Annotated in this window: 19 protein-coding genes, 1 pseudogene and 1 riboswitch; of the genes and pseudogenes, 17 read left to right on the plus strand and 3 right to left on the minus strand. The window is 29.4% G+C overall.

The genetic code is table 11. The features are described 5' to 3' along the window. Window positions 1-24: 24 nt before the first annotated feature. The 9 genes from cooS (at window position 25) to pyrE (ending at window position 9,541) form a co-directional block, all read left to right on the plus strand. The gene (cooS, locus tag I2A66_RS12645) at window positions 25-1,926 is read left to right on the plus strand and encodes an anaerobic carbon-monoxide dehydrogenase catalytic subunit (RefSeq protein WP_122640428.1); all 1,902 of its coding nucleotides are present in this window, start codon (window positions 25-27) and stop codon (window positions 1,924-1,926) included. Further along, window positions 1,919-2,374 (plus strand): 4Fe-4S dicluster domain-containing protein, encoded by a 456-nt coding sequence (locus I2A66_RS12650; protein ID WP_122640429.1) that lies wholly within the window; start codon window positions 1,919-1,921, stop codon window positions 2,372-2,374. The genes cooS and I2A66_RS12650 overlap by 8 nt, the downstream gene beginning before the upstream one ends. Continuing rightward, window positions 2,364-3,602, plus strand: coding sequence for an NAD(P)/FAD-dependent oxidoreductase (locus I2A66_RS12655; RefSeq protein WP_147516778.1), 1,239 nt, complete (start codon window positions 2,364-2,366; stop codon window positions 3,600-3,602). The genes I2A66_RS12650 and I2A66_RS12655 overlap by 11 nt, the downstream gene beginning before the upstream one ends. Before the next feature lie 357 nt (window positions 3,603-3,959). Further along, window positions 3,960-5,051, plus strand: a complete 1,092-nt coding sequence (locus I2A66_RS12660) for a C40 family peptidase (RefSeq protein ID WP_122640431.1) — start codon at window positions 3,960-3,962, stop codon at window positions 5,049-5,051. A 165-nt stretch (window positions 5,052-5,216) separates the two neighbouring features. After that, window positions 5,217-6,152 (plus strand): aspartate carbamoyltransferase, encoded by a 936-nt coding sequence (pyrB, locus tag I2A66_RS12665; RefSeq protein WP_147516777.1) that lies wholly within the window; start codon window positions 5,217-5,219, stop codon window positions 6,150-6,152. Beyond that, window positions 6,145-7,314 (plus strand): dihydroorotase, encoded by a 1,170-nt coding sequence (locus I2A66_RS12670; protein WP_122640433.1) that lies wholly within the window; start codon window positions 6,145-6,147, stop codon window positions 7,312-7,314. Before pyrB ends, I2A66_RS12670 begins: the two co-directional genes overlap by 8 nt. Next, window positions 7,314-8,000 carry a dihydroorotate dehydrogenase electron transfer subunit gene (locus tag I2A66_RS12675; RefSeq protein WP_147516775.1) on the plus strand — a complete coding sequence of 229 codons (687 nt, stop codon included), beginning with the start codon at window positions 7,314-7,316 and terminating at the stop codon, window positions 7,998-8,000. The genes I2A66_RS12670 and I2A66_RS12675 overlap by 1 nt, the downstream gene beginning before the upstream one ends. Then, window positions 8,000-8,902: a dihydroorotate dehydrogenase gene (locus tag I2A66_RS12680; RefSeq protein WP_122640435.1), complete on the plus strand. Its 903-nt coding sequence runs from the start codon at window positions 8,000-8,002 to the stop codon at window positions 8,900-8,902. The genes I2A66_RS12675 and I2A66_RS12680 overlap by 1 nt, the downstream gene beginning before the upstream one ends. Before the next feature lie 42 nt (window positions 8,903-8,944). Next, a complete protein-coding gene (pyrE, locus tag I2A66_RS12685) occupies window positions 8,945-9,541 on the plus strand; it encodes an orotate phosphoribosyltransferase (protein WP_122640436.1) in 597 nt (198 codons plus the stop codon). Window positions 9,542-9,602: 61 nt separating this feature from the next. On the opposite strand, the gene I2A66_RS12690 is transcribed toward pyrE, so the two are convergent. Then, window positions 9,603-10,493, minus strand: a complete 891-nt coding sequence (locus I2A66_RS12690; RefSeq protein ID WP_147516774.1) for a LysR substrate-binding domain-containing protein — start codon at window positions 10,491-10,493, stop codon at window positions 9,603-9,605. A 196-nt stretch (window positions 10,494-10,689) separates the two neighbouring features. On the opposite strand from I2A66_RS12690, the gene I2A66_RS12695 reads away from it, so the two are divergent. Continuing rightward, the gene (locus I2A66_RS12695; RefSeq protein ID WP_147516773.1) at window positions 10,690-11,721 is read left to right on the plus strand and encodes a YeiH family protein; all 1,032 of its coding nucleotides are present in this window, start codon (window positions 10,690-10,692) and stop codon (window positions 11,719-11,721) included. Window positions 11,722-11,799: 78 nt separating this feature from the next. Here the strand turns inward: I2A66_RS12695 and I2A66_RS12700 are convergent, their stop codons facing one another. Together I2A66_RS12700 and I2A66_RS12705 are read right to left on the minus strand one after the other, a co-directional pair. Next, a complete protein-coding gene (locus I2A66_RS12700; RefSeq protein ID WP_147516772.1) occupies window positions 11,800-12,453 on the minus strand; it encodes a deoxynucleoside kinase in 654 nt (217 codons plus the stop codon). Next, window positions 12,446-13,108, minus strand: coding sequence for a deoxynucleoside kinase (locus I2A66_RS12705; protein WP_122640440.1), 663 nt, complete (start codon window positions 13,106-13,108; stop codon window positions 12,446-12,448). Before I2A66_RS12705 ends, I2A66_RS12700 begins: the two co-directional genes overlap by 8 nt. Before the next feature lie 179 nt (window positions 13,109-13,287). Here I2A66_RS12705 and I2A66_RS12710 point away from each other — a divergent pair, with 179 nt between their 5' ends. The 7 genes and pseudogenes from I2A66_RS12710 (at window position 13,288) to guaB (ending at window position 21,712) form a co-directional block, all read left to right on the plus strand. Next, entirely contained in the window at window positions 13,288-14,163 is an 876-nt protein-coding gene (locus tag I2A66_RS12710) for a DNA-3-methyladenine glycosylase family protein (RefSeq protein WP_122640441.1), read from the plus strand. A gap of 17 nt (window positions 14,164-14,180) precedes the next feature. Beyond that, a complete protein-coding gene (cls, locus tag I2A66_RS12715) occupies window positions 14,181-15,671 on the plus strand; it encodes a cardiolipin synthase (RefSeq protein ID WP_195251787.1) in 1,491 nt (496 codons plus the stop codon). A 193-nt stretch (window positions 15,672-15,864) separates the two neighbouring features. Next, window positions 15,865-16,149, plus strand: coding sequence for a co-chaperone GroES (locus I2A66_RS12720; RefSeq protein ID WP_122640443.1), 285 nt, complete (start codon window positions 15,865-15,867; stop codon window positions 16,147-16,149). A 19-nt stretch (window positions 16,150-16,168) separates the two neighbouring features. After that, a complete protein-coding gene (groL, locus tag I2A66_RS12725) occupies window positions 16,169-17,788 on the plus strand; it encodes a chaperonin GroEL (protein ID WP_122640444.1) in 1,620 nt (539 codons plus the stop codon). Window positions 17,789-17,945: 157 nt separating this feature from the next. Beyond that, on the plus strand, window positions 17,946-18,689 hold the full coding sequence (gene larB, locus I2A66_RS12730) for a nickel pincer cofactor biosynthesis protein LarB (RefSeq protein ID WP_147516770.1): 744 nt from the start codon (window positions 17,946-17,948) through the stop codon (window positions 18,687-18,689). A 68-nt stretch (window positions 18,690-18,757) separates the two neighbouring features. Next, window positions 18,758-19,890: pseudogene (gene larC / locus I2A66_RS17265) on the plus strand (nickel pincer cofactor biosynthesis protein LarC). A 40-nt stretch (window positions 19,891-19,930) separates the two neighbouring features. After that, window positions 19,931-20,032, plus strand: a riboswitch (purine riboswitch). Between the two features lie 216 nt (window positions 20,033-20,248). After that, window positions 20,249-21,712, plus strand: coding sequence for an IMP dehydrogenase (gene guaB / locus I2A66_RS12745; protein ID WP_122640448.1), 1,464 nt, complete (start codon window positions 20,249-20,251; stop codon window positions 21,710-21,712). The last annotated feature ends 1 nt before the right edge of the window (window position 21,713 follow it).

Genomic DNA, 21,713 nt, shown 5'->3' on the forward strand with positions numbered 1-21,713 from the left:
AAAGTTTTTAAGGGGGATTTAAAAATGAATTGTAATAGTTGTAAAATGTGTAAGAGTGCAGATGAAAGGCTGCAAACTTTTGTATCTACTAAAGAATTTGACACGGCATTTCATAGAACTGAGCAGCAAAAACAAAAGTGTGGGTTTGGTCTTCAAGGTGTCTGTTGTAGGTTATGCGCAAATGGACCTTGTAGGATAACTCCTAAATCACCAAAAGGAATTTGTGGAGCTGATGCAGATACAATAGTAGCTAGAAATTTTCTAAGAGCTGTATCATCAGGATCTGCTTGTTATATTCATGTAGTAGAAAACACTGCTTTAAATTTAAAACATATAGGGGAGACAAAAGGCATAATAAAGAGTGAAAAAGCCTTAAATTATCTAGCACAAAAACTAGGGATAGAGGAAAATAATAAATATGAAAAATGCATAAAAATATCAAACGCAGTTCTAAATGATTTATATAAACCAAGATTTGAAAAAATGGAATTAGTAGAAAAAATAGCATATAAACCTAGAGTAGAAAAGTGGAAAGCACTTGGTATAATGCCTGGTGGAGCAAAATCAGAAGTTTTTGATGGAGTAGTGAAATCTTCAACAAACTTAAATAGCGATCCAGTTGATATGTTAATGAATTGTTTAAGTCTAGGAATTTCAACAGGACTATATGGATTAACATTGACAAATCTTCTAAATGACATAATGTTAGGTGATCCAGTAATAAGAATGGCTCCAGTAGGGTTTAGAGTAATAGATGAAGATTATATAAATATAATGATAACAGGACACCAACATTCAATATTTACAAGTTTCCAAGATAAATTAACACAACCAGAAATAGTGAAATTAGCAAAAAATGCAGGTGCAAAAGGATTTAGATTAGTAGGATGTACTTGTGTAGGTCAAGATTTGCAGTTAAGAGGTGAGCACTATCAAGATATATTTGCAGGTCATGCAGGAAATAATTTTACAAGTGAAGCGGTTTTATCAACTGGGGCAATAGATATGGTTGTTTCAGAATTTAACTGTACAATACCAGGATTAGAGCCAATTGCGGATTCCTTACAAGTAAAAATGATGTGCTTAGATGATGTCGCTAAAAAGAAGAATGCAGAATATATTTATTTGGATAGAAATAAATATGATGAAATAGATATGAAGTTAATTAACGAAGCATTAGATTCTTATAAAACAAGAAGAGGAAGTGTTCAAATAGATATACCTAAAGATCACGGTTATGAAGAGTCTTTAACAGGTGTAAGTGAAAAGAATTTAAAAGATTTCTTAGGAAACTCTTGGAAGCCACTTGTAGATTTAATTGCAGATGGAACTATAAAGGGAATAGCAGCTATAGTAGGATGTTCGAATATGACAGCAGGTGGACATGATATAAATACAGTAGAGCTAACTAAAGAATTAATAAAGAGAGACATTATAGTTTTGTCTGCAGGATGTTCAACAGGTGGACTTGAGAATGTAGGTTTTATGTCTTTAGGAGCTGAAGAATTAGCGGGAGAAAATTTAAAATTAGTATGCAAAAAATTAGGAATACCACCAGTATTAAACTTTGGTCCATGTCTAGCAATTGGTAGATTAGAAATAGTAGCAACAGAATTAGCTGAATATATGGGTGTAGATTTACCGCAATTACCATTAGTATTATCAGCTCCACAATGGTTAGAAGAGCAAGCATTAGCTGATGGAGCATTTGGATTAGCACTAGGCTTACCATTACACTTAGCATTACCTCCATTTATAACAGGAAGTAAATTAGTTACAGAAGTATTAACAGAATCACTAAAAGATATAACAGGTGGTAATGTAATAGTAAATCCAGATCCTAAATCAACAGCTGATCAACTAGTGGAAATAATAGTAGATAGAAGACAAAAACTTGGATTAAAGGAAGTGGAAGTCTATGCATAGAATTTTAATAAATAAAGATTTATGTGCAGGATGCAAAAGTTGTATTTTAGGATGTATGCTAAAGCATAGTAATGTTGAAAATATATATTTTTTAGATTTAGAAGATAAAGATAATGAAAGTATGGGGCATATAGAGCTTGATAAATATAGTAAACCTGTTCCTATATTTTGTAGACACTGTGAAGAACCAGAGTGTGTAATTACTTGCATGAGTGGTGCTATGAAAAAAGATAAAGAAACTGGTATAGTTTCATACGATGATAAAAAATGTGGTTCATGCTATATGTGTATTATGTCATGTCCTTATGGACTTTTAAAAGTTGATGATAGAACCAAGAAAAATATATTAAAATGTGATTTATGCAAAGATGAGGAACTCCCTAGATGTGTAGCTAGTTGTCCTACGGGAGCAATAGAGTTACAAAAGGAGGAAATTTATGCTGAGTAAAAAAGAGTATATTATATTAGGCGCTAGTGCCGCAGGAATAAATGCAGCTAAAACATTAAGGGAATTAGACTCATATTCAAATATAACTATAATTTCAAAAGATGATAAGGTTTATTCGCGTTGTATGCTACATCATGTAATTTCAGGTCATAGAAGTATAGAAGATATCAGTTTTATAGAAGAAAGTTTTATGAGAGATAATAATATAAAATGGATAAAAGGTAAAATAGTTAAGAATATAGATATATATAATAAAAAGGTTATTATTAATGATGATAGTGTACCATATGATAAGCTACTAATAGCAACAGGAGCATCATCATTCATACCTCTAATAAAAAATATAAAAGAAGGTAGAAATATATATTCATTAAGAAATATAGATGATGTATACAATATAAAGGATAAGTTAATTAATTCAAAAAAAGTAGCTATAATAGGGGCAGGTCTTATAGGAATAGATGCATTAACAGGTATAATAGAATATAAAGATTTAGACATATCATTAATATATCCTAGTGAGTTTATATTAGATAGACAGTTAGATAAGTATTCATCTAAAGTATATGAAGAAGAATTCATAAAAAAGGGTATAAATTTACATTCAAACAGCACTATAAGTGAGATTACATTAGATAATAACAACAATGTTTCAGGTGTTAGATTAAATGATGGAAGTGTTGTTGATTGTGATTTATTAATAGTAGCTACAGGAGTTGTTCCAAATAGTGATTTTATAAGTGGAACAGATATAGAATATGATAGAGGTATAGTAATAAATAATAAATGTGAAACTTCAGTAAAAGATATTTATGCAGCAGGGGATGTGATTGGAAAAAATGCAATTTGGCCTTTAGCAGTAAAACAAGGTATAGTAGCTGCAAATAATATGGCAGGTAAAGAAAAATTGCTAGATGATAACTTTACATTCAAAAACAGTATGAACTTTATGGGTATACCGACAATATCATTAGGTATTGTAAATCCACAAGATGATAGTTATAATACTACAACTAGAAATGACGATGATGGATATAGAAAGTTTGTATATAAAGATAATATAATATATGGATTTATAGCCCAAGGGGATATTTCATATACAGGAGTTATAACTCAATTAATAAAAAATAAAATAGAAATCGATAATTTAGAAGATATAATATTTGATATAGGATACTCAGATTTCTTTTCAATGAAAGAAAATGGAGAGTTTGAATATAGTATTTAATTGACAAGAAAATGACTATAATAAGAATTATAGTCGTTTTTAATATTTATATTTAAATTAAAAATTATGCCCATTTTTAATCCGAATTATGCACATAAAAATAGGAAAAGCTAGAAAAAACTTTACTTCTCCTTGAAATTACTATATAATTTAATTAAAACAAATTTTGGATAAAATAAGTTAATTTAACTTTTGATAAAAATCTTATACAAGATGTAAATTTTTATTTTGTTTCGCTAACATAAGAATACTATAAAATTTAAAAAAATAAATTACAAATTAGTTACAAATTTACTACAATCTTGTGTATTAGTATTTTATCCTTGCATTTATAGTGAATTTTAGGAGGAAGTATATATGAAGAGAAAAATATTAGTACCTATGTTTGCATCAGTAATGGCAATATCATCAATGACTGCAGTAGTAAATGCAGATGAAGTTAAGCCTGCTGAAAATATAGAAGATAAAACTAGCCAAGGTGCTATAGATTTAGATGAATATAAAGAAATTACATATAAAAAAGCAACTGTTAAAGATGGAGTTGCTGTAAAAATAAGAAATGAAGGTTCTGTAAAGCTTGTAGCTTATACAGGAGATGAGTTTAAAGTTTTAGCTACTCAAGGAGATTGGGTTGAAGTTTCTGTAGGAGATGAAAAAGGATGGATTCCATCAAGATATGTTGATGTAGAATCTGCTTCAGCTTTTGTTACAGAAGAAAAAGTTAATTTTAGAAAAGAATCAAATACAGATTCTGAAATAATAGAAGAATTAACTAAAGGAACTGAACTACAAGTAGTTGAGGTTCAAGATGAATGGATAAAAGTAAAAAATGGTGAAGAAGAAGGATATGTAAATGCAAATTATGTATCAGATGAAGCGCCTGTAATAGAAGAAGTTGTTGTTGAAGATCAAGCTATAAATACAGTTTCAACAACTCAAAACTCTAACTCAAATATTCAAACTACAAACAATGTTACAAATAACACTACGAATAATGCTACAAACAATACATCAAGCAATCAAAATAGTAGTTCATCAAATAAAATAGAACAAAGTAACACAAATGTTCCAGCTGCAAATACATCATTAGCTCAAGCAGTTGTTAACTTAGCGTACTCTAAGATAGGATCTCCATACGTATGGGGTGCAGAAGGTCCAAATAGCTTTGACTGTTCAGGATTAACTTCTTATGTATATAAGAATGCTGCAGGAATATCTATACCTAGGTCGTCATCTGCTCAGTCTACATATGGGACAACTGTAAGTAAAGCTAATTTACAACCAGGAGACTTAGTATTTTTCGGAAGTGGAAGTGTAAGTCACGTTGGTATATATATAGGTGGTGGAAATATGATACATTCACCTAAACCAGGAGAAACTGTAAAGATAACTAGTATAAATTCTTCTTATTATACGAATAGATTTATAACTGCGAAGAGAGTTTTATAATAGAATAATAAATTAAAGGGATGCTAAAATTTAATGTTAGCATCCTTTTTTTTAATAAATTCTGTTAACATATTGACATAGATTTATAAAAATGATAACCTTACTTAAAGAATAAAATACTTTTAATTTTAGTCCAGAGAGGCTAAAAAAGGAGGAACTAATAAAATGTTAAAATCAAGGAATTTAATCCAACCAGAAGACTTTTCTGTTGAGGAAATAGATGAAATATTAGAATTATCTCAAAAAATAATTGATAATCCGTCAAATTATTCCCGTATATGTGAAGGTAAATTAATGGCTACATTGTTTTATGAGCCATCAACAAGAACAAGATTAAGCTTTGAAGCAGCGATGAAAAGATTAGGTGGTCAAGTAATAGGTTTTTCTGAACCAAATTCATCATCAGTATCAAAAGGAGAATCTCTAGGAGATACAATGAAAACTGTATCAAACTATGTTGATTTAATAGTTATGAGGCATCCTCAATTTGGAGCAGCAAATGAAGCTATAAAATATACTGAAGTACCTTTTATAAACGCGGGAGATGGAGGAAATCAACATCCAACTCAAACACTTACCGATTTACTTACAATAAAGTCACTTAAAGGAAATTTAGAAAATCACACAATTGGTATATGCGGAGACTTAAAAAATGGAAGAACAGTACATTCTTTAGTTAAAGCAATGGCTAGATACAAAAATACAAAATTTGTATTTATAGCACCTAATGAACTTAAGATGCCTGATTATATAAAAGATGCTATAAAAGGACATGAATACTATGAAACTAATAGCTTAGATGAAGTTATTGATAGATTAGACGTACTGTATATGACCAGAGTTCAACAAGAAAGATTTGAAGATAAAGCTGAGTATGAAAGATTAAAAGATTATTACATACTAAATGCACCAAAACTTAGTAATGCTAAAGAAGATATGTTAGTTATGCATCCATTACCAAGAGTAAATGAGATAGATACTGATGTAGATACTGATGAAAGAGCAGTTTATTTTAAGCAAGCTAAGTTTGGGATGTTTGTAAGAATGGCTTTGATAACAAAACTTTTAAAATTGAATTTAGAGGTGAGCACAAATGAGTAACATATTATTTAGAAATGTTAGAATTGTAGATGTTAAAAAAGACTTTAAGGCGGATTTACTTGTATCGAATGGAGTAATTTCAAAAATAGATCAAAAAATAGAAATAAAAAATGAGAGTGTAAATATAGTAGATGGAAATGGGTACGTATTAATGCCTTCTTTTATAGACTTACATACACACTTAAGAGACCCGGGGCTGACACATAAAGAAGACTTAGAAACAGGTCAAATGGCTGCTTTAAAAGGTGGATTTACAGTACTTTGTCCAATGGCAAATACAAAGCCGGTTTGTGATAATAAAGAGGTCATGGAATATATACTTAATAAAGCAAAAGAATTAGATTTATGCGAAATAAAGCAAGTATGCGCAATAACTAAAGATTTAGATGGTCAAGAAATGATAGATATAGCATCAATGAGAAAGTATACAGATTTATTCTCAGATGATGGATATACATTATTTAATGAAGAAATTATGAAAGAAACTTTAAGATTATCATCTCAATTGGACTTTAAAGTATTAACTCATTGTCAACCAGAGTATGAAATAGTACAAAGAGACTTAAAGATGCTAAAGGAAGTTGGCGGAAACTTACATATATGCCATATAAGTTTAGAAGATACTTTAAATGAAATTAAAAAATATAAGAATGAAGGATATAAGTTTACTTGTGAAGTTGGTCCACACCATATATATGGTTATGGATTAGATTATAAAGTAAATCCAGCATTTGCTAAGGAAGAAGATATGAAATCTTTAATAGAGGGAATTAAAGATGGATATATAGATATGATAGGAACAGACCATGCGCCTCACACTGAAGATGACAAAAAAGCAGGTTCTCCAGGGATATCTAATATAGAAGTAGCATTTGCAATGGTTAATAAGGTATTTAAAGAAAATGAAATATCTTTAAATAAATTAAGTGAGATGATGAGTGCTAATCCTGCAAAACTTCTTGGATTAAATCAAGGATTAATAGAAGAAGGATTAAAAGCAGATTTAGTTTTAATAGATGAAAATGAAGAAGATGTAATAGATACATCTAAGTTCGTATCTAAAGGTAAAAACAATCCTTTCAATAATCAAAAGATTATAGGCAAAGTAATTATGACAATAAGAGATGGTAAAATAGCTTACAAAGTAGAGGGGGATATGTAATGTATAAAGTTCTAGAAAATAGATATGTAGGGGAAGATATGTATCTAATGAGAGTGGAAGGCAACTTTAAAGGAGAAATGGGTCAATTCTATATGCTAAGAGCTTGGGACACATATCCACTTTTATCAAGACCAATAAGTATACATGATATAGATGATAATAGTATAAGTTTCTTATATAAGGTATTTGGAGAGGGTACTGAAATTTTAAGTAGGTTAAGAGAAGGAGATACTATAAAGTTAGAGGGTCCATATGGGAATGGTTATACAAAGGTTGAAGGAAAGGTAGCTCTAGTAGGAGGCGGAATTGGAGTAGCCCCATTATATTTAGTTGCTAAAAATATAGAAAACTGTGATGCTTACCTTGGATTTAGAAAAGAAGGAGTACTAATAGATAAGTATAAAGAATTATGCAAAGAAGTACATATAGCTACAGGTAATACTTTTGTAACAGATATATTAGATGTAGAAAAATATGACTATATATTAACTTGTGGACCAACACCGATGATGGAAAAACTAGTTGATATGACACAAGGAACAAACACAAAGATAATGGTATCTTTAGAAAATCATATGGCATGTGGAGTAGGAGCTTGTTTAGTTTGTACTTGTAAAACTCAATTTGGAAATAAAAAGACTTGTAAAGATGGACCAGTATTTTGGGGAGAGGACGTGATTTTCTAATGGCTAATTTAAATGTTAAGTTTGGAAATATAGACTTTAAAAATCCAGTAGTTATGGCATCAGGAACTTTTGGATTTGGAAAAGAATATAACGAAATTTATGATATACAAAAGCTAGGTGGAGTAAGTAGCAAGGGACTTACATTAAATAAAAGATCTGGAAATGAAGGTATGAGAGTTTGTGAAACGCAATCAGGAATGATGAATAGTGTTGGACTTGAAAACCCAGGAGTACAAGGTTTTATAGATAATGAATTACAATTTTTTAAGAATTTAGATTTTGTAAGAATTGCCAATGTGGGTGGCGGAACATTAGAAGATTACATAGAAGGCGTTAAATTATTAAATGATCAACCAATAGATATGATAGAGCTTAATATATCTTGCCCAAATGTAAAAGCAGGAGGAATGGCTTTTGGTATAAAAAATGAAGTAGCAAGAGAAGTAGTAAGAGAAGTAAGGAAGGTTACAGATTTACCATTAGTAGTGAAATTATCGCCAAATGCGGAAGATATAGTTGGTATGGCTAAAGTATGTGAAGAAGAAGGTGCTGATGGAATATCTTTAGTAAATACTTTTAAAGCAATGGCAATTGATATAAATAAAAGGAAGCCTGTTTTTGAAAATGTATATGCAGGATTATCTGGACCTGCTATAAAGCCAATAGCGCTTAGAATGGTTCATGAAGTTTGTAATGCTGTAAATATACCAGTAATGGGAATGGGTGGAATAACAACATGGCAAGATGCTATAGAGTTTATTATGGCAGGAGCAACATGCATACAAGTTGGAACTGCAAACTTTATTAATCCTAAGATAGGACTTGATATAATAGCTGGAATAGAAAGTTATATGGAAAGAGAAGGAATAAAAAATTTAGACGAAATAAGAGGAATATTATAAAAATTAAAATAAATAGACAATAAAAAATTGGAGGAAAGAATTATGAATATAGTTGAAAATAAAGTGGATGTAGTAGAAATATTAAAGAAAAGTGATGCATTATTAGAAGGTCATTTCTTATTATCTTCTGGAAAGCATAGTAATAGATATGTGCAGTGTGCAAAGGTATTAAGATTTCCAAAGTACGCAGAAGAAGTTTTAAGTACAGTTGTTGAGCAAATAAAAGATTTAGATATAGATTTAGTAGTTGGACCAGCTATGGGTGGAGTAATAGTTTCTTATGAATTAGGAAGACAATTAAACAAAGAAACAGTGTTTACTGAAAGAAAAGATGGTGTAATGGAATTAAGAAGAGGATTTGAAGTTAAGCCAGGAGCTAAAATAATAATAGCTGAAGATGTAGTTACAACAGGTAAATCAACTATAGAAACTAAAGAAGCATTAGAAAAATTAGGTGGAGAAGTTATTGGAGTTGCTTGTATAGCAAACAGAACTTCTAAAGATATAGGAATGCCTATATATAGTGCTATAAAGCTTGAAATAGAGGTACATGATTCTGATAAGTGTCCTTTATGTAAAGAAGGAAAGATAGAATTAGTTAAACCAGGAAGTAGAGAATTTAAAGAAATAGGAATGTAATTATTAATAAAATAAAAACCTAATGATATTACTATCATTAGGTTTTTATTTTATTAATAATTTATTCTAATGTTGTTGAATATAACTTTAATTCTCTTAAAAAAATATGGGCTGCTTCAGAAACATTTACATCTTTAGGTAAAATATATGAAAAATTACGTGTGAATGTGTTATCTAATGTTATAGTCGATATTTCACTATTTTCAACTGCGGGGTTAGCTATAAACTTAGAAATTATGCTTATTCCTAATTTATTTTTTATGGATTCTTTAACCGCATAGTTACTTCCTACAACCATGATACTTTTAGGTAGTATTTTATATTTACTTAAAAATAAATCTAGATAGTCTCTAGTACCAGACCCATTTTCTCTAACAATCCATTTTTTATTTTGAAGGCTAGAGAATAAAAAGTTATCTTCTGTTAAATCGGATTCAAAAGGTAATGCTAGGGTTAATTTATCTTTTAAAAAATATCCTTTATTGAAGTTAGAATCATTTAAATTACCTTCTATTAAGCCGATATCTAAAATAAAGTTTCTTATATCAGAACATACAGCAGAAGTATTCTCTGTGAAAATTTCTACATTTATATCAGGATATTTCTCTGAAAAAATAGATAAAAATTTAGGTAAAATATAATCTCCTATTGTAGAACTAGCCCCAATTTTTAAAGTACCTGTAATTGTAGTGGAACTATTACTAATTTCTTTATATGTAACATCCATTAAATTTAGTACTTCCTTAGCTCTCTTATATAAAATATACCCTTTCTCAGTTATGAAAATGTTTTTTTGCTTAACAGATCTATTTATTAAAGTTGTTCCAAAAAAAGTTTCTAAATTTTTTATATGAGTACTTACTGTTGGTTGAGATAGATTTAGATGATTTCCAGCCTTAGTGAAATTTTTAAAATCTACCACAGCGATAAATGTTTTTAATTCTTCAAACAAATTTAACAACTCCTACTGTATTAAATATTTTTATGTTTATATAAAAGTATTGACTATTATAACCACATATAAGTATACACTAATCATAGGAAAAATCAATGGTATATATTAAGTATATTTATTTTACTTATGGTTAATATAATTATATACTATCGAAGAAGGTAAAATTCAAATATAAATAGAAAGGATTAATAATATGTCAAGAGAACATAAAGGATTTACAAAAGCAATAAGTGATATATTACCAGGATTTATAGTTTCATTATTAGTAGCTTTGATAAGTATGTTTCTTGCAAAATTTGTTCCTAATTTAGGAGCTGCATCTATAGCAATATTTCTAGGGATGTTTGTTGGGAATGTATTTTTAAATCAAGATATATTTCAAAAAGGATATAAATTTTCTGAAACTGATTTATTATCGTATTCAATAGTATTATTAGGAGCAACATTAAGTATTAGTACAATTTCAGACATAGGATTTTCAGGAATTTTATTTATAATTTTACAAATGTCAATAACCTTAATAGGAGTTATATATATAGGAAATAAACTAGGTTTTTCAAAAAACTTTTCATATTTAATGGCAAGTGGTAATGCGGTTTGTGGTTCATCTGCTATAGCTGCAACAGCACCTGTAATTGATGCTGATGATAGAGAAAAAGGAATAGCTGTAACTATAGTAAATGTTACTGGAATAGTATTAATGTTCTTACTTCCTCTTTTAACTCAACTTTTATATAAACATAACATTACGCAAACATCTGGAATGATAGGTGGAATACTACAATCTGTAGGTCAGGTTGTAGCAAGTGGAGCAATGGTAAGTGAACATGTAAAAGATATGTCTATGATATTCAAAATAGTACGTATAATATTTTTAGTAGTAGTTGTATTTGCATTAGGACATTTAAAACATAAGTCTAATAAGGAGATTTTAGAAGAAGAAGTCGATGATATAGAGAGAGGAAAAATAAAAGTACCATGGTATGTAATAGGATTCTTTATAACATGTGCTTTATTCTCTTTACACATAATAAGTCCTCAAGTATCTCTATTAGCTAAGAATATAAGTAATAAACTTGAAATAATAGCATTAGCGGCTATTGGGCTAAGAGTTAATATAAGAGATTTAATTCAACAAGGTAAAGCAGCTACGATATATGCAGTATCTGTAGGTACTTTACAAATTATTTCAGCAATAATATTAATCGCTTTATTAATCAGATAAATAATTATATAAATAAAAAAGATGCTTAAAAAGCATCTTTTTTATTTATATAATTATTTATAAAAAGTAATTTAAAAATTATATTCCTAATGTTTCTTTTATTTTACTGCATAGCATGTCAAGATGTTCTGGATTATTTATTAAATCAACTTCATTTATATTTACATATAAAACAGGAGATTGATCGTATTCAGCTATCCATTTTTCATATCTATTATGAAGATTTGACCAATATTCTAAGTCAACAGCTTTTTCCATATCACGTCCTCTAAGATTTATTCTATCTATTATAGTATCTAAAGAACCGTCTAAGTAGATCATTAAATCAGGCTTTTTTAGATATGGAACCATATCATTGAATAAGTCCCTGTAAGTTATATAGTCTCTTTTAGTCATTTTTTTATTATCATATAAGTTTCTAGCAAATATTTCAACATCTTCGTATATACTTCTATCTTGTATATTATTTAGTCCGTTAGCATGAATCTCTTTTTGTTGTTTAAACCTCTGAGCTAAGAAATAAAGTTGAAGATGAAACCCCCACTCCTCTTGATTCTGGTAAAAATCTTCTAAGTATGGATTACCATCAACTTTTTCAAAGTGAGTTTCAAAACCTAGTTTTTCTCCCACTAATTTTGTTAAAGTTGATTTTCCAGCACCTACATTTCCTGCTACAGTTATAAACTTATCTCTACTAGCGGGAGTATTACTTTGGTTTATTAATTTAAACATGTTGCTGTCCTCCTAAAGTTGTCATTGCTTTTGTTACTTTGTCTATTATGAAATTTCTGTCTTTCTCATTATTTAAGAAATCTAAATTAGAATTATCTATTTCTATGATTATAGGTTCTTTTCCCATAAAATTATGTTTTATAGATAGGGGGTTAAAATAATATTTATACTCAGATCTTAACTCATCGATATAATTTCTATCCATTTGTCTTTCAAAACTTCTATCTCTCATAGCAATTCTTTTCATCAACACATCTGTATCAGAATTCAAGTATACGATTATATCTGGTTGAGGTAAATCATTAACAAAAGTATTGTACACTTGTTTATATCTATGAAATTGCATTTTATCAAGTGTTAAACCTGCAAATATAAGATTTTTTATTATATGATAATCACTTACAACACCAATATGGTTGCTTAAAAGCTCTTTTTCTGTGTCTTCTAATTGTTTTACTCTATTAAATAAAAAGAATGCTTCTGTTTGTAAAGCATAACCTTTTATATCTGTATAAAACTTTGATAAAAAAGGATTTTCTTCAACTATTTCTCTTAAAAGAGTATAATTGAAGTGTTCATTAAGGATTGTTGCAAGAGTAGTTTTACCTACTCCAATAGGACCCTCTATAGCAATAAAAATACCTCTATCGTTCATATAAGTTCACCTTCTATTGATTAATGTCTAGTGTATTTTATCAAAAAATTTTAATTAATTCTACTCTAGATTTTTAGAACTAAGTTTGTATATGATAAAAAGATTATTTAAATTAATTGCATAATGGGTAAATTAAGTCTATAAACAAACGTAAAAATAACAAATAAGGAGAAAAAATAATGAATGTATATGAAAAAGAAAACTCAGTTGTATTAGAAGGAATCACAGATTTTGATCCTAAGCATATATTTGAATGTGGTCAATGTTTTAGATGGCATAGACAAGATGATGATTCTTATACAGGTGTAGCAAAAGGAAAAATATTAAATGTAAAAAGAGAAGGAAATATTGTTTATTTAAATAATACTAATTTAGAGGACTTTAATAACATTTGGTTTAATTACTTTGATTTAGAAAGAAATTATACAGAGATAAAAAACACATTGAGAAGTATGGATGAATATTTAGATAAAGCAAGTGATTTTGGATGGGGAATAAGGATACTTCAGCAAGATGGATGGGAAATGCTTATATCATTTATAATTTCGTCAAATAATAGAATACCAATGATTCAAAGAGCAATAGAAAATTTATCAGAGAGATTTGGAGAGTATATAGGGGAGTATAATGGAAAAAAATATTACTCGTTTCCAACTCCTGAACAATTAAATAAGGCATCGCAAGAAGAAATAAGAGCCTGTCAAACTGGATTTAGAGATAAGTATATAAAAAGCACAACTCAAAGAGTTGTTGAGGACAATGATAATGTGGGTGAATATACTAAATTAAGTACGGATGAATGTTTAAAAGAGTTATTGAAATTTAATGGTGTAGGACCTAAAGTCGGTGATTGTATAGCATTATTTGGGATGAGAAAATATGATACATTCCCTGTTGATGTTTGGGTAAAAAGAGTAATGCAAGAATTTTATGTTACAGAAGATATGAGTTTACCAAAAATAAGAGCATATGCTATTGATAAGTTTGGAGATTTAGCTGGGTTCGCACAACAATATCTATTCTACTATGCTAGAGAGTTGGGTATAGGTAGATAGTCTAATAGGGAGGGAATATGGATATTGTACAAGGTTTAATATTAGGATTTTTAATTTTATCCTATATATCAGGGACCATAATATCAATGACAATATTACTTGAAAATAGAGACCCTTCTAAAACTGTAACTTGGCTATTGATATTTATTTTACTACCAGGGATAGGTTTAATTATTTACGCTGTTTTTGGAAGAAATTTAAGGAAAATAAAGATATTTAAAACCCAAGAGTTAGCTAGTAATATGAAGGAAGAGAAACTATTTAAAAATATAGAAGAAATAAATAAATTAATAGAGTTAGAACAAGATACCATTAGCATAAGCAAATTCTTAAAAGATAATGAAGAGGACAACGCACGTCTAAAAATAATAAGTTTATTACTAAATACAGGTATGTTTCCTTTCACTACAAACAATAAAGTAGATATATTTATAGATGGAAATGAAAAGTTTAAAAATCTTTTGGATGATATAAGTAAAGCTAATAATCATATACATTTAGAATACTTTATTATAAAAGATAGTGAAATAGGTCAAAAAATAAAACAACTATTAATAAAAAAAGCTAAAGAAAATGTTAAAGTTAGAATTTTATATGATGATGTAGGGTGTTGGAGATTTTGGTTTCATAGAAAATTTTTTAATGAGATGAAGTCTTATGGTATAGAGATTGTACCATTTTTACCTACTAAGTTTCCTATTATAGGAGGTAAATTAAATTATAGGAACCATAGGAAGATAGCTGTTATAGATGGGAAAATAGGATATACAGGAGGAGTAAACATAGGCGATGAATATATGGGTAAAAACAAAAAGTTTGGATATTGGAGAGATACTCATATTAGAATAGAAGGAACATCTGTATATATGTTGCAAATGACATTTTTAATTGATTGGTATTACAATACAAAAGAAGTTTTATTAGATAAAGAATATTTTCCTAAGTTAAGTGAATGTGGAAATTCTATGATACAAGTTGTAGCAAGTGGTCCAGATAGTGATTGGGAGGCTATACACTATGCATATTTTTTAGGTATATGCGAAGCTAAAAAAAGCATATACATTGAAACACCATATTTTATACCAGATGAAAGTATATTAAGAGCTTTAAAGAGCGCTGCATTAAGTGGAGTAGATGTTAGAATTATATTCCCTAAAATAGTAGATCATAAAATAGTTAATACAGCTTCTTATTCATACTTTGATGACATCCTGAAATCTGGAGGAAAAGTATATTTATATAATAAAGGATTCATTCATTCGAAAGTCATTATTATAGATGATATTATAGCATCTACAGGTTCTGCTAATATGGATCTAAGAAGTTTCATGTTAAATTTTGAGATAAATGCATTTATATATGATCAAACTGTTATTAAATTAATGAAGGATGACTTCTTTGAGGATATGAAAAACAGTGAAGAAATAAATATAGATGAATTTAAAAATAGAAGTATAGTTAAAAAGTCTAAAGAATCTATAGCTAGATTGTTTTCTCCAATATTATAATATTCTAACATTAATGCATTTTAAAGGGGGAATTATGTCTAAAATGGGCGTTTTAAAATACTTAAAAAGAGTTGAAAAATATATGTGATTGGTATATCATAATAATTGTTAGCACTCTTAATTAAAGAGTGATAAAATATAAGTTAATTAATATTTCAATCTACATATAAAAATTCATTAGGAGGTATAAACAATGAAAATAAGACCATTAGCTGACAGAGTTGTAATTAAAAAAGTTGAAGCAGAAGAAAAAACTGCAAGTGGAATAGTTTTACCTGGAGCTGCTAAAGAACAGCCTCAAATAGCAGAAGTTGTTGAAGTTGGTCCAGGAGGAATTGTTGATGGAAAAGAGATAACTATGGAATTAAAAGTTGGAGATAAGGTTATATTCCAAAAATATTCTGGAACTGAAGTTAAATTAGATGGACAAGAATATACAATATTAAGACAAAGCGAAATACTTGCTGTTGTAGAATAATTAATTAGGAGGGGTTAAGATGGCTAAAGAAATTAAATTTGCTCAAGATACAAGAAAAGCTTTAGAAACTGGTGTGAATAAGTTAGCAGATACTGTTAAAGTTACATTAGGACCAAAGGGAAGAAATGTAATACTAGATAAAAAATTTGGTGCACCATTAATAACAAATGATGGTGTTACTATAGCTAAGGAAATAGAGTTAGAAGATAGATTTGAAAATATGGGAGCTCAACTTGTTAAAGAAGTTGCTATAAAAACTAATGATGTAGCAGGAGATGGTACTACTACTGCTACAGTTTTAGCTCAAGCTATTATAAGAGAAGGTTTAAAAAATGTAACTGCAGGAGCTAATCCAATACTTATAAGAAAAGGTATACAAAAAGCTGTTGAAGTTGCAGTTGAAGAATTAAAATCTCAATCAAGAACTATAGAAACAAAAGAGTCTATATCTCAAATAGCTTCTATATCGGCAGGAGATGAAGAGGTTGGGAAATTAATAGCTGAAGCTATGGAAATAGTAGGAAGAGATGGTGTTATAACTGTTGAAGAATCTAAAACTATGCATACTGAATTAGATACAGTTGAAGGTATGCAATTTGATAGAGGATTTGTGTCTGCGTATATGGTAACAGATGTAGATAAGATGGAAGCAGTATTAAATGACCCATACATATTAATAACAGACAAGAAAATATCTAATATACAAGAAATATTACCAGTTCTTGAGCAAATAGTTCAACAAGGTAGAAAGTTATTAATAATAGCTGAAGATGTTGAAGGTGAAGCATTATCTACATTAGTAGTTAACAAATTAAGAGGAACATTTGAAGTTGTTGCAGTTAAAGCTCCAGGGTTTGGAGATAGAAGAAAACAAATGTTAGAAGATATAGCTATACTTACTGGAGGAACAGTAATATCTGAAGAATTAGGATATGAATTAAAAGAAGCGGATTTATCATTATTAGGTAGAGCATCTTCTGTTAAAGTTAATAAGGAAACTACTACAATAGTAGGTGGAGTTGGAGAAAAAGTAGATATAGAAAATAGAGTTAGTCAAATAAAACATCAAATATCAGAAACTACTTCTGAATTTGATAAAGAGAAATTAATGGAAAGATTAGCTAAACTTTCTGGTGGAGTAGCTGTAGTTAAAGTTGGGGCTACAACAGAAGTTGAAATGAAAGAGAAAAAGCTAAGAATAGAAGATGCACTAAATGCAACTAGAGCTGGTGTTGAAGAAGGTATGGTAGCTGGTGGAGGTACTGCATTGGTAAGCGTAATACCAGTTGTGGAAAAACTAATAGAAAACTTAGATGGTGAAGCTAAAATAGGTGCTCAAATAGTAAGAAGGGCACTAGAAGAGCCATTAAGACAAATTGCAATTAATGCAGGACTTGAAGGTGCAGTTATAATACAGAATGTAATGACTTCTGAACCTGAAGTTGGTTTTGATGCACTAAATGAACAATATGTAAATATGATAGAAGCAGGTATAGTTGACCCAACTAAGGTTACTAGAAGTGCTTTACAAAATGCAGCATCTATAGCAGGAGTATTTTTAACAACAGAGGCTGCTGTTGCTGATATACCAGGAGAAGAACAACCTCCAATGGGTGGCGGAATGCCAGGGATGATGTAATTAAAGTTTAAATAAAAACGTCATGAAGATATTAAATTTAATGTCTTCATGACGTTTTTTATTGCATTTTATAAGGATAATAATGGAAAACACATAAGTTGATAAGTTATAATTAATACATAGTGTAAATTAAAATATAAATTAAGGGGAGTATAATATGGATATAAGAGAATTATTAAGTGGGGTTAAAAATGGTTCGGTTAATATTGATGAAGCCTTAAAGTCCCTTAAAGATTTACCATATGAGGATATAGGGTACGCTAATATAGACCATCATAGAGAAATAAGGACAGGGTATCCTGAAGTTATTTATTGTGAAGGAAAAAATGATGATCAAATTATTGGGATAATAGAAAGAATGACACAAAAAAACAGTAATATACTTGGTACAAGGTGTAGAAAAGAAACTTATAACAAAGTAAAACAAATTTACCCTAATGCAGAATATGAAGATATTTCGAAAATTTTAAAAATACAAAATCATGATATAGAAAATAACGGGAAGGGCAAGATTGTTGTGATTACAGGAGGAACATCAGATATACCAGTAGCAGATGAAGCTTATTATACAGCTAAATTTTTAGGTAATACTGTAGAGAGAATATATGATGTAGGAGTTGCAGGAATACATAGGTTATTAAGTAAAAAGCATATAATTGAAAGTGCGAGGGTAATAATAGCTGTTGCAGGTATGGAGGGAGCATTGCCGAGTGTTGTAGGAGGACTTGTAGATGTACCGATAATAGCTGTACCAACATCTGTAGGATATGGAGCTAATTTTGGAGGATTATCATCGCTTTTAACAATGTTAAACAGTTGTGCATCTGGGATATCAGTTGTTAATATAGATAATGGATTTGGAGCAGGTTATCTAGCTTCAATGATTAATAAGCTAAAGTAGGTTAATGGGGGTAAGATATGGATCAAAGGATAATTTATTTTGATATTGTAAATGGAATATCAGGGGATATGACTTTAGCAACTCTTTTAAACTTAGGAGTTTCGAAGGAAATATTTTTAGAAGAACTGAGTAAGTTGAATTTAAATAACGAATTTGAAATAAAAATAATATCTAAGATTGAAAATGGAATAAAAGGGACAAATGTAGATGTAATAATAAAAGAGCAAAACGTTCATAGACATTTAGTAGATATATATAATATAATTGATCAAAGTTATTTAAATGAAAATGTAAAAAGTATGGCTAAAAAAGTATTTATGACAATCGGTGAGGCTGAAGCTAATGTTCATGGTACTACTATAGATAAAATTCATTTTCATGAAGTCGGAGCAATAGATTCTATTGTAGATATTGTAGGAGCATGTATACTTATAGATTTACTATGCGTGGATAAAATATATTCAACACATGTTCCAGTAGGTTCGGGACTTGTGAAATGCGATCATGGTGTTATGCCTATACCAGCACCTGCCACTTTAGAAATATTAAAAGGAGTTCCTATAAAGTTAAATTCTGTAAAAGGAGAGTGTACAACTCCGACAGGAGCTGCAATAATAAAAACATTATGTGATGAATTTGTTGATGTATTAGAATTTGAACCAAAACAAATAGGATATGGGATAGGTCATAAGACATTTGAGATACCTAATATGTTGAGAAGTGTATTAGGTATAAAAAAAAACAAAAATTTATATATGAAATAATTTGTAATATTGATGATATGTCTCCGGAAGTATACTCTTATGTATATGAGAAATTATTAGATGAGGGTGTATTAGATATATATACAGAAAGTATATATATGAAAAAAAATAGACCAGCAACTAAATTATGTGTATTGTGCAAAGAGCAAGACTTAAATAGATTTATAGAAATTATACTTATACAAACTAGCAGTTTTGGGGTAAGGTATAATAAGTATAGTAGAGAGGAACTAAATAGATCTTTTCAAAAAATACATACAAAATATGGTGAAGTTACTGTAAAGTTAGGATACTATAATAATAAACTAATTAAAGCTACTCCTGAGTATGAAGAATGTAAATCTATAGCAAAACGATATGATATAAGCATAAATGAAGTATATTTTGAAATAAACTGTATAATAAAACAGAAAATTAATTCTAAATTGTTGACATAAGGAATAAATTTTGATAAATTTATATACACCTAAAGAAATAAAATTGAAATTAAACGTCACTCGTATATACCCGAAAATAAGGTTTGGGAGTTTCTACCGAGATACCGTAAATATCTTGACTATGAGTGAAATTATTATTAGCAAAGTATCAAAGTAAAGTAAATATGTAGGCTGATAAATGAATCCCTATATGTTAGCTATAAATGGATACTTTGAAAGCCTGTATAGTAATTTCACTTCTAAGTAAAAATTTGAAGTTATTATACAGGTTTTTTTTATTTATACTTTTTTAATACGAACAAAAATACAAATATATAATAAAAAATTCGATAAGGTAAATAATGAAAGGAGAAAAACTATGGCAACTATAATAAAAGAAGGTTTAACGTTTGATGATGTTTTACTGATACCACAAAAATCAGAGGTATTGCCACAAAATGTTAAGACAGAAACATATCTAACTAATAAAATAAAACTTAACATACCTTTAATGAGTGCAGGTATGGATACAGTTACAGAGTCAAAAATGGCTATATCAATGGCTAGACAAGGTGGTATAGGAATAATCCATAAAAATATGACGATAGAAGAACAAGCGTTAGAAGTTGACAAAGTTAAAAGAAGTGAAAGTGGTGTTATAGTAGATCCTTTCTATTTATCAAAAGATCATACAATAAAAGATGCAGATGATATAATGGGTAGATATAAGATATCAGGAGTTCCAATAGTAGATGAATATAATAAGTTAATTGGGATAATAACTAATAGAGATATAAAATTTGAAGATGATATGACTAGACGCATCGAAGATGCTATGACTAAAGAAAATTTAGTTACTGCAAGAGAAGGAATTGATTTAGTAGAAGCTCAAGCTATACTAAAGAAACATAAAATTGAAAAACTACCTATAGTAGATGATGAAGGTTACTTAAAAGGTTTAATAACTATAAAGGATATAGAAAAGAAAATTCAATATCCAAACTCAGCAAAAGATTCACATGGAAGACTTTTATGTGGAGCAGCAGTAGGAATAGGATCAGACCTTATAGAAAGAGTGTCAGCTTTAGTGAAAGCTAATGTTGATGTAGTTGTTTTAGATAGTGCTCATGGACATTCTAAAGGAGTTATAAATGCTGTTACAAGAATAAAAGAAGTATATCCAGAACTTCAAGTAATAGCAGGAAATGTTGCTACAGCTCAAGCTACAGAAGATTTAATAAAAGCAGGAGCGGACTGTGTAAAGGTAGGTATTGGTCCTGGTTCTATATGTACAACAAGAGTTGTTGCAGGAATTGGGGTTCCTCAATTAACAGCAGTTATGGATTGTGCTCAGGTTGCAGCAAAGTATAACGTACCTATAATTGCTGATGGTGGTATAAAGTACTCAGGAGATATTGTAAAAGCATTAGCAGGTGGAGCATCAGTTTGTATGATGGGATCAATGTTTGCTGGAACAGAAGAAAGTCCGGGTGAAACAGTTCTTTACAAAGGTAGATCATATAAAACATATAGAGGAATGGGATCTATAGCAGCTATGGAGAAGGGGTCTAAAGATAGATATTTCCAAAGCGATGCTAAGAAATTAGTTCCAGAAGGTGTTGAAGGAATGGTTCCATATAAGGGTAGAGCTGAAGATATAATATTCCAAATGTTAGGTGGTATAAGATCTGGACTAGGATACTGTGGAGCGCAAACGATAACTGCATTACAAGAAAAAGCTCAATTTGTAAAAATAACAGCAGCATCATTAAAAGAAAGTCATCCACATGACATAACAATAAGCAAAGAAGCGCCAAACTATAGTTCACAAGGAGATATGTAGA

Origin of the sequence: Romboutsia sp. 1001713B170207_170306_H8 (assembly GCF_015550495.1) — a bacterium.
Classification (GTDB): Bacteria; Bacillota; Clostridia; order Peptostreptococcales; family Peptostreptococcaceae; genus Romboutsia_E.

Excerpts from the sequence above, each read along its gene's own strand:
- pyrB (WP_147516777.1), top strand. The coding sequence starts at position 5,217 with ATGTTAAAATCAAGGAATTTAATCCAACCAGAAGACTTTTCTGTTGAG.
- I2A66_RS12675 (WP_147516775.1), top strand. The coding sequence starts at position 7,314 with ATGTATAAAGTTCTAGAAAATAGATATGTAGGGGAAGATATGTATCTA.
- I2A66_RS12710 (WP_122640441.1), top strand. The coding sequence starts at position 13,288 with ATGAATGTATATGAAAAAGAAAACTCAGTTGTATTAGAAGGAATCACA.
- larB (WP_147516770.1), top strand. The coding sequence starts at position 17,946 with ATGGATATAAGAGAATTATTAAGTGGGGTTAAAAATGGTTCGGTTAAT.
- I2A66_RS12700 (WP_147516772.1), bottom strand. The coding sequence starts at position 12,453 with ATGTTTAAATTAATAAACCAAAGTAATACTCCCGCTAGTAGAGATAAG.
- I2A66_RS12660 (WP_122640431.1), top strand. The coding sequence starts at position 3,960 with ATGAAGAGAAAAATATTAGTACCTATGTTTGCATCAGTAATGGCAATA.
- I2A66_RS12695 (WP_147516773.1), top strand. The coding sequence starts at position 10,690 with ATGTCAAGAGAACATAAAGGATTTACAAAAGCAATAAGTGATATATTA.
- groL (WP_122640444.1), top strand. The coding sequence starts at position 16,169 with ATGGCTAAAGAAATTAAATTTGCTCAAGATACAAGAAAAGCTTTAGAA.
- I2A66_RS12655 (WP_147516778.1), top strand. The coding sequence starts at position 2,364 with ATGCTGAGTAAAAAAGAGTATATTATATTAGGCGCTAGTGCCGCAGGA.
- I2A66_RS12720 (WP_122640443.1), top strand. The coding sequence starts at position 15,865 with ATGAAAATAAGACCATTAGCTGACAGAGTTGTAATTAAAAAAGTTGAA.
- cooS (WP_122640428.1), top strand. The coding sequence starts at position 25 with ATGAATTGTAATAGTTGTAAAATGTGTAAGAGTGCAGATGAAAGGCTG.
- I2A66_RS12705 (WP_122640440.1), bottom strand. The coding sequence starts at position 13,108 with ATGAACGATAGAGGTATTTTTATTGCTATAGAGGGTCCTATTGGAGTA.
- cls (WP_195251787.1), top strand. The coding sequence starts at position 14,181 with ATGGATATTGTACAAGGTTTAATATTAGGATTTTTAATTTTATCCTAT.
- I2A66_RS12650 (WP_122640429.1), top strand. The coding sequence starts at position 1,919 with ATGCATAGAATTTTAATAAATAAAGATTTATGTGCAGGATGCAAAAGT.
- guaB (WP_122640448.1), top strand. The coding sequence starts at position 20,249 with ATGGCAACTATAATAAAAGAAGGTTTAACGTTTGATGATGTTTTACTG.
- pyrE (WP_122640436.1), top strand. The coding sequence starts at position 8,945 with ATGAATATAGTTGAAAATAAAGTGGATGTAGTAGAAATATTAAAGAAA.
- I2A66_RS12670 (WP_122640433.1), top strand. The coding sequence starts at position 6,145 with ATGAGTAACATATTATTTAGAAATGTTAGAATTGTAGATGTTAAAAAA.
- I2A66_RS12680 (WP_122640435.1), top strand. The coding sequence starts at position 8,000 with ATGGCTAATTTAAATGTTAAGTTTGGAAATATAGACTTTAAAAATCCA.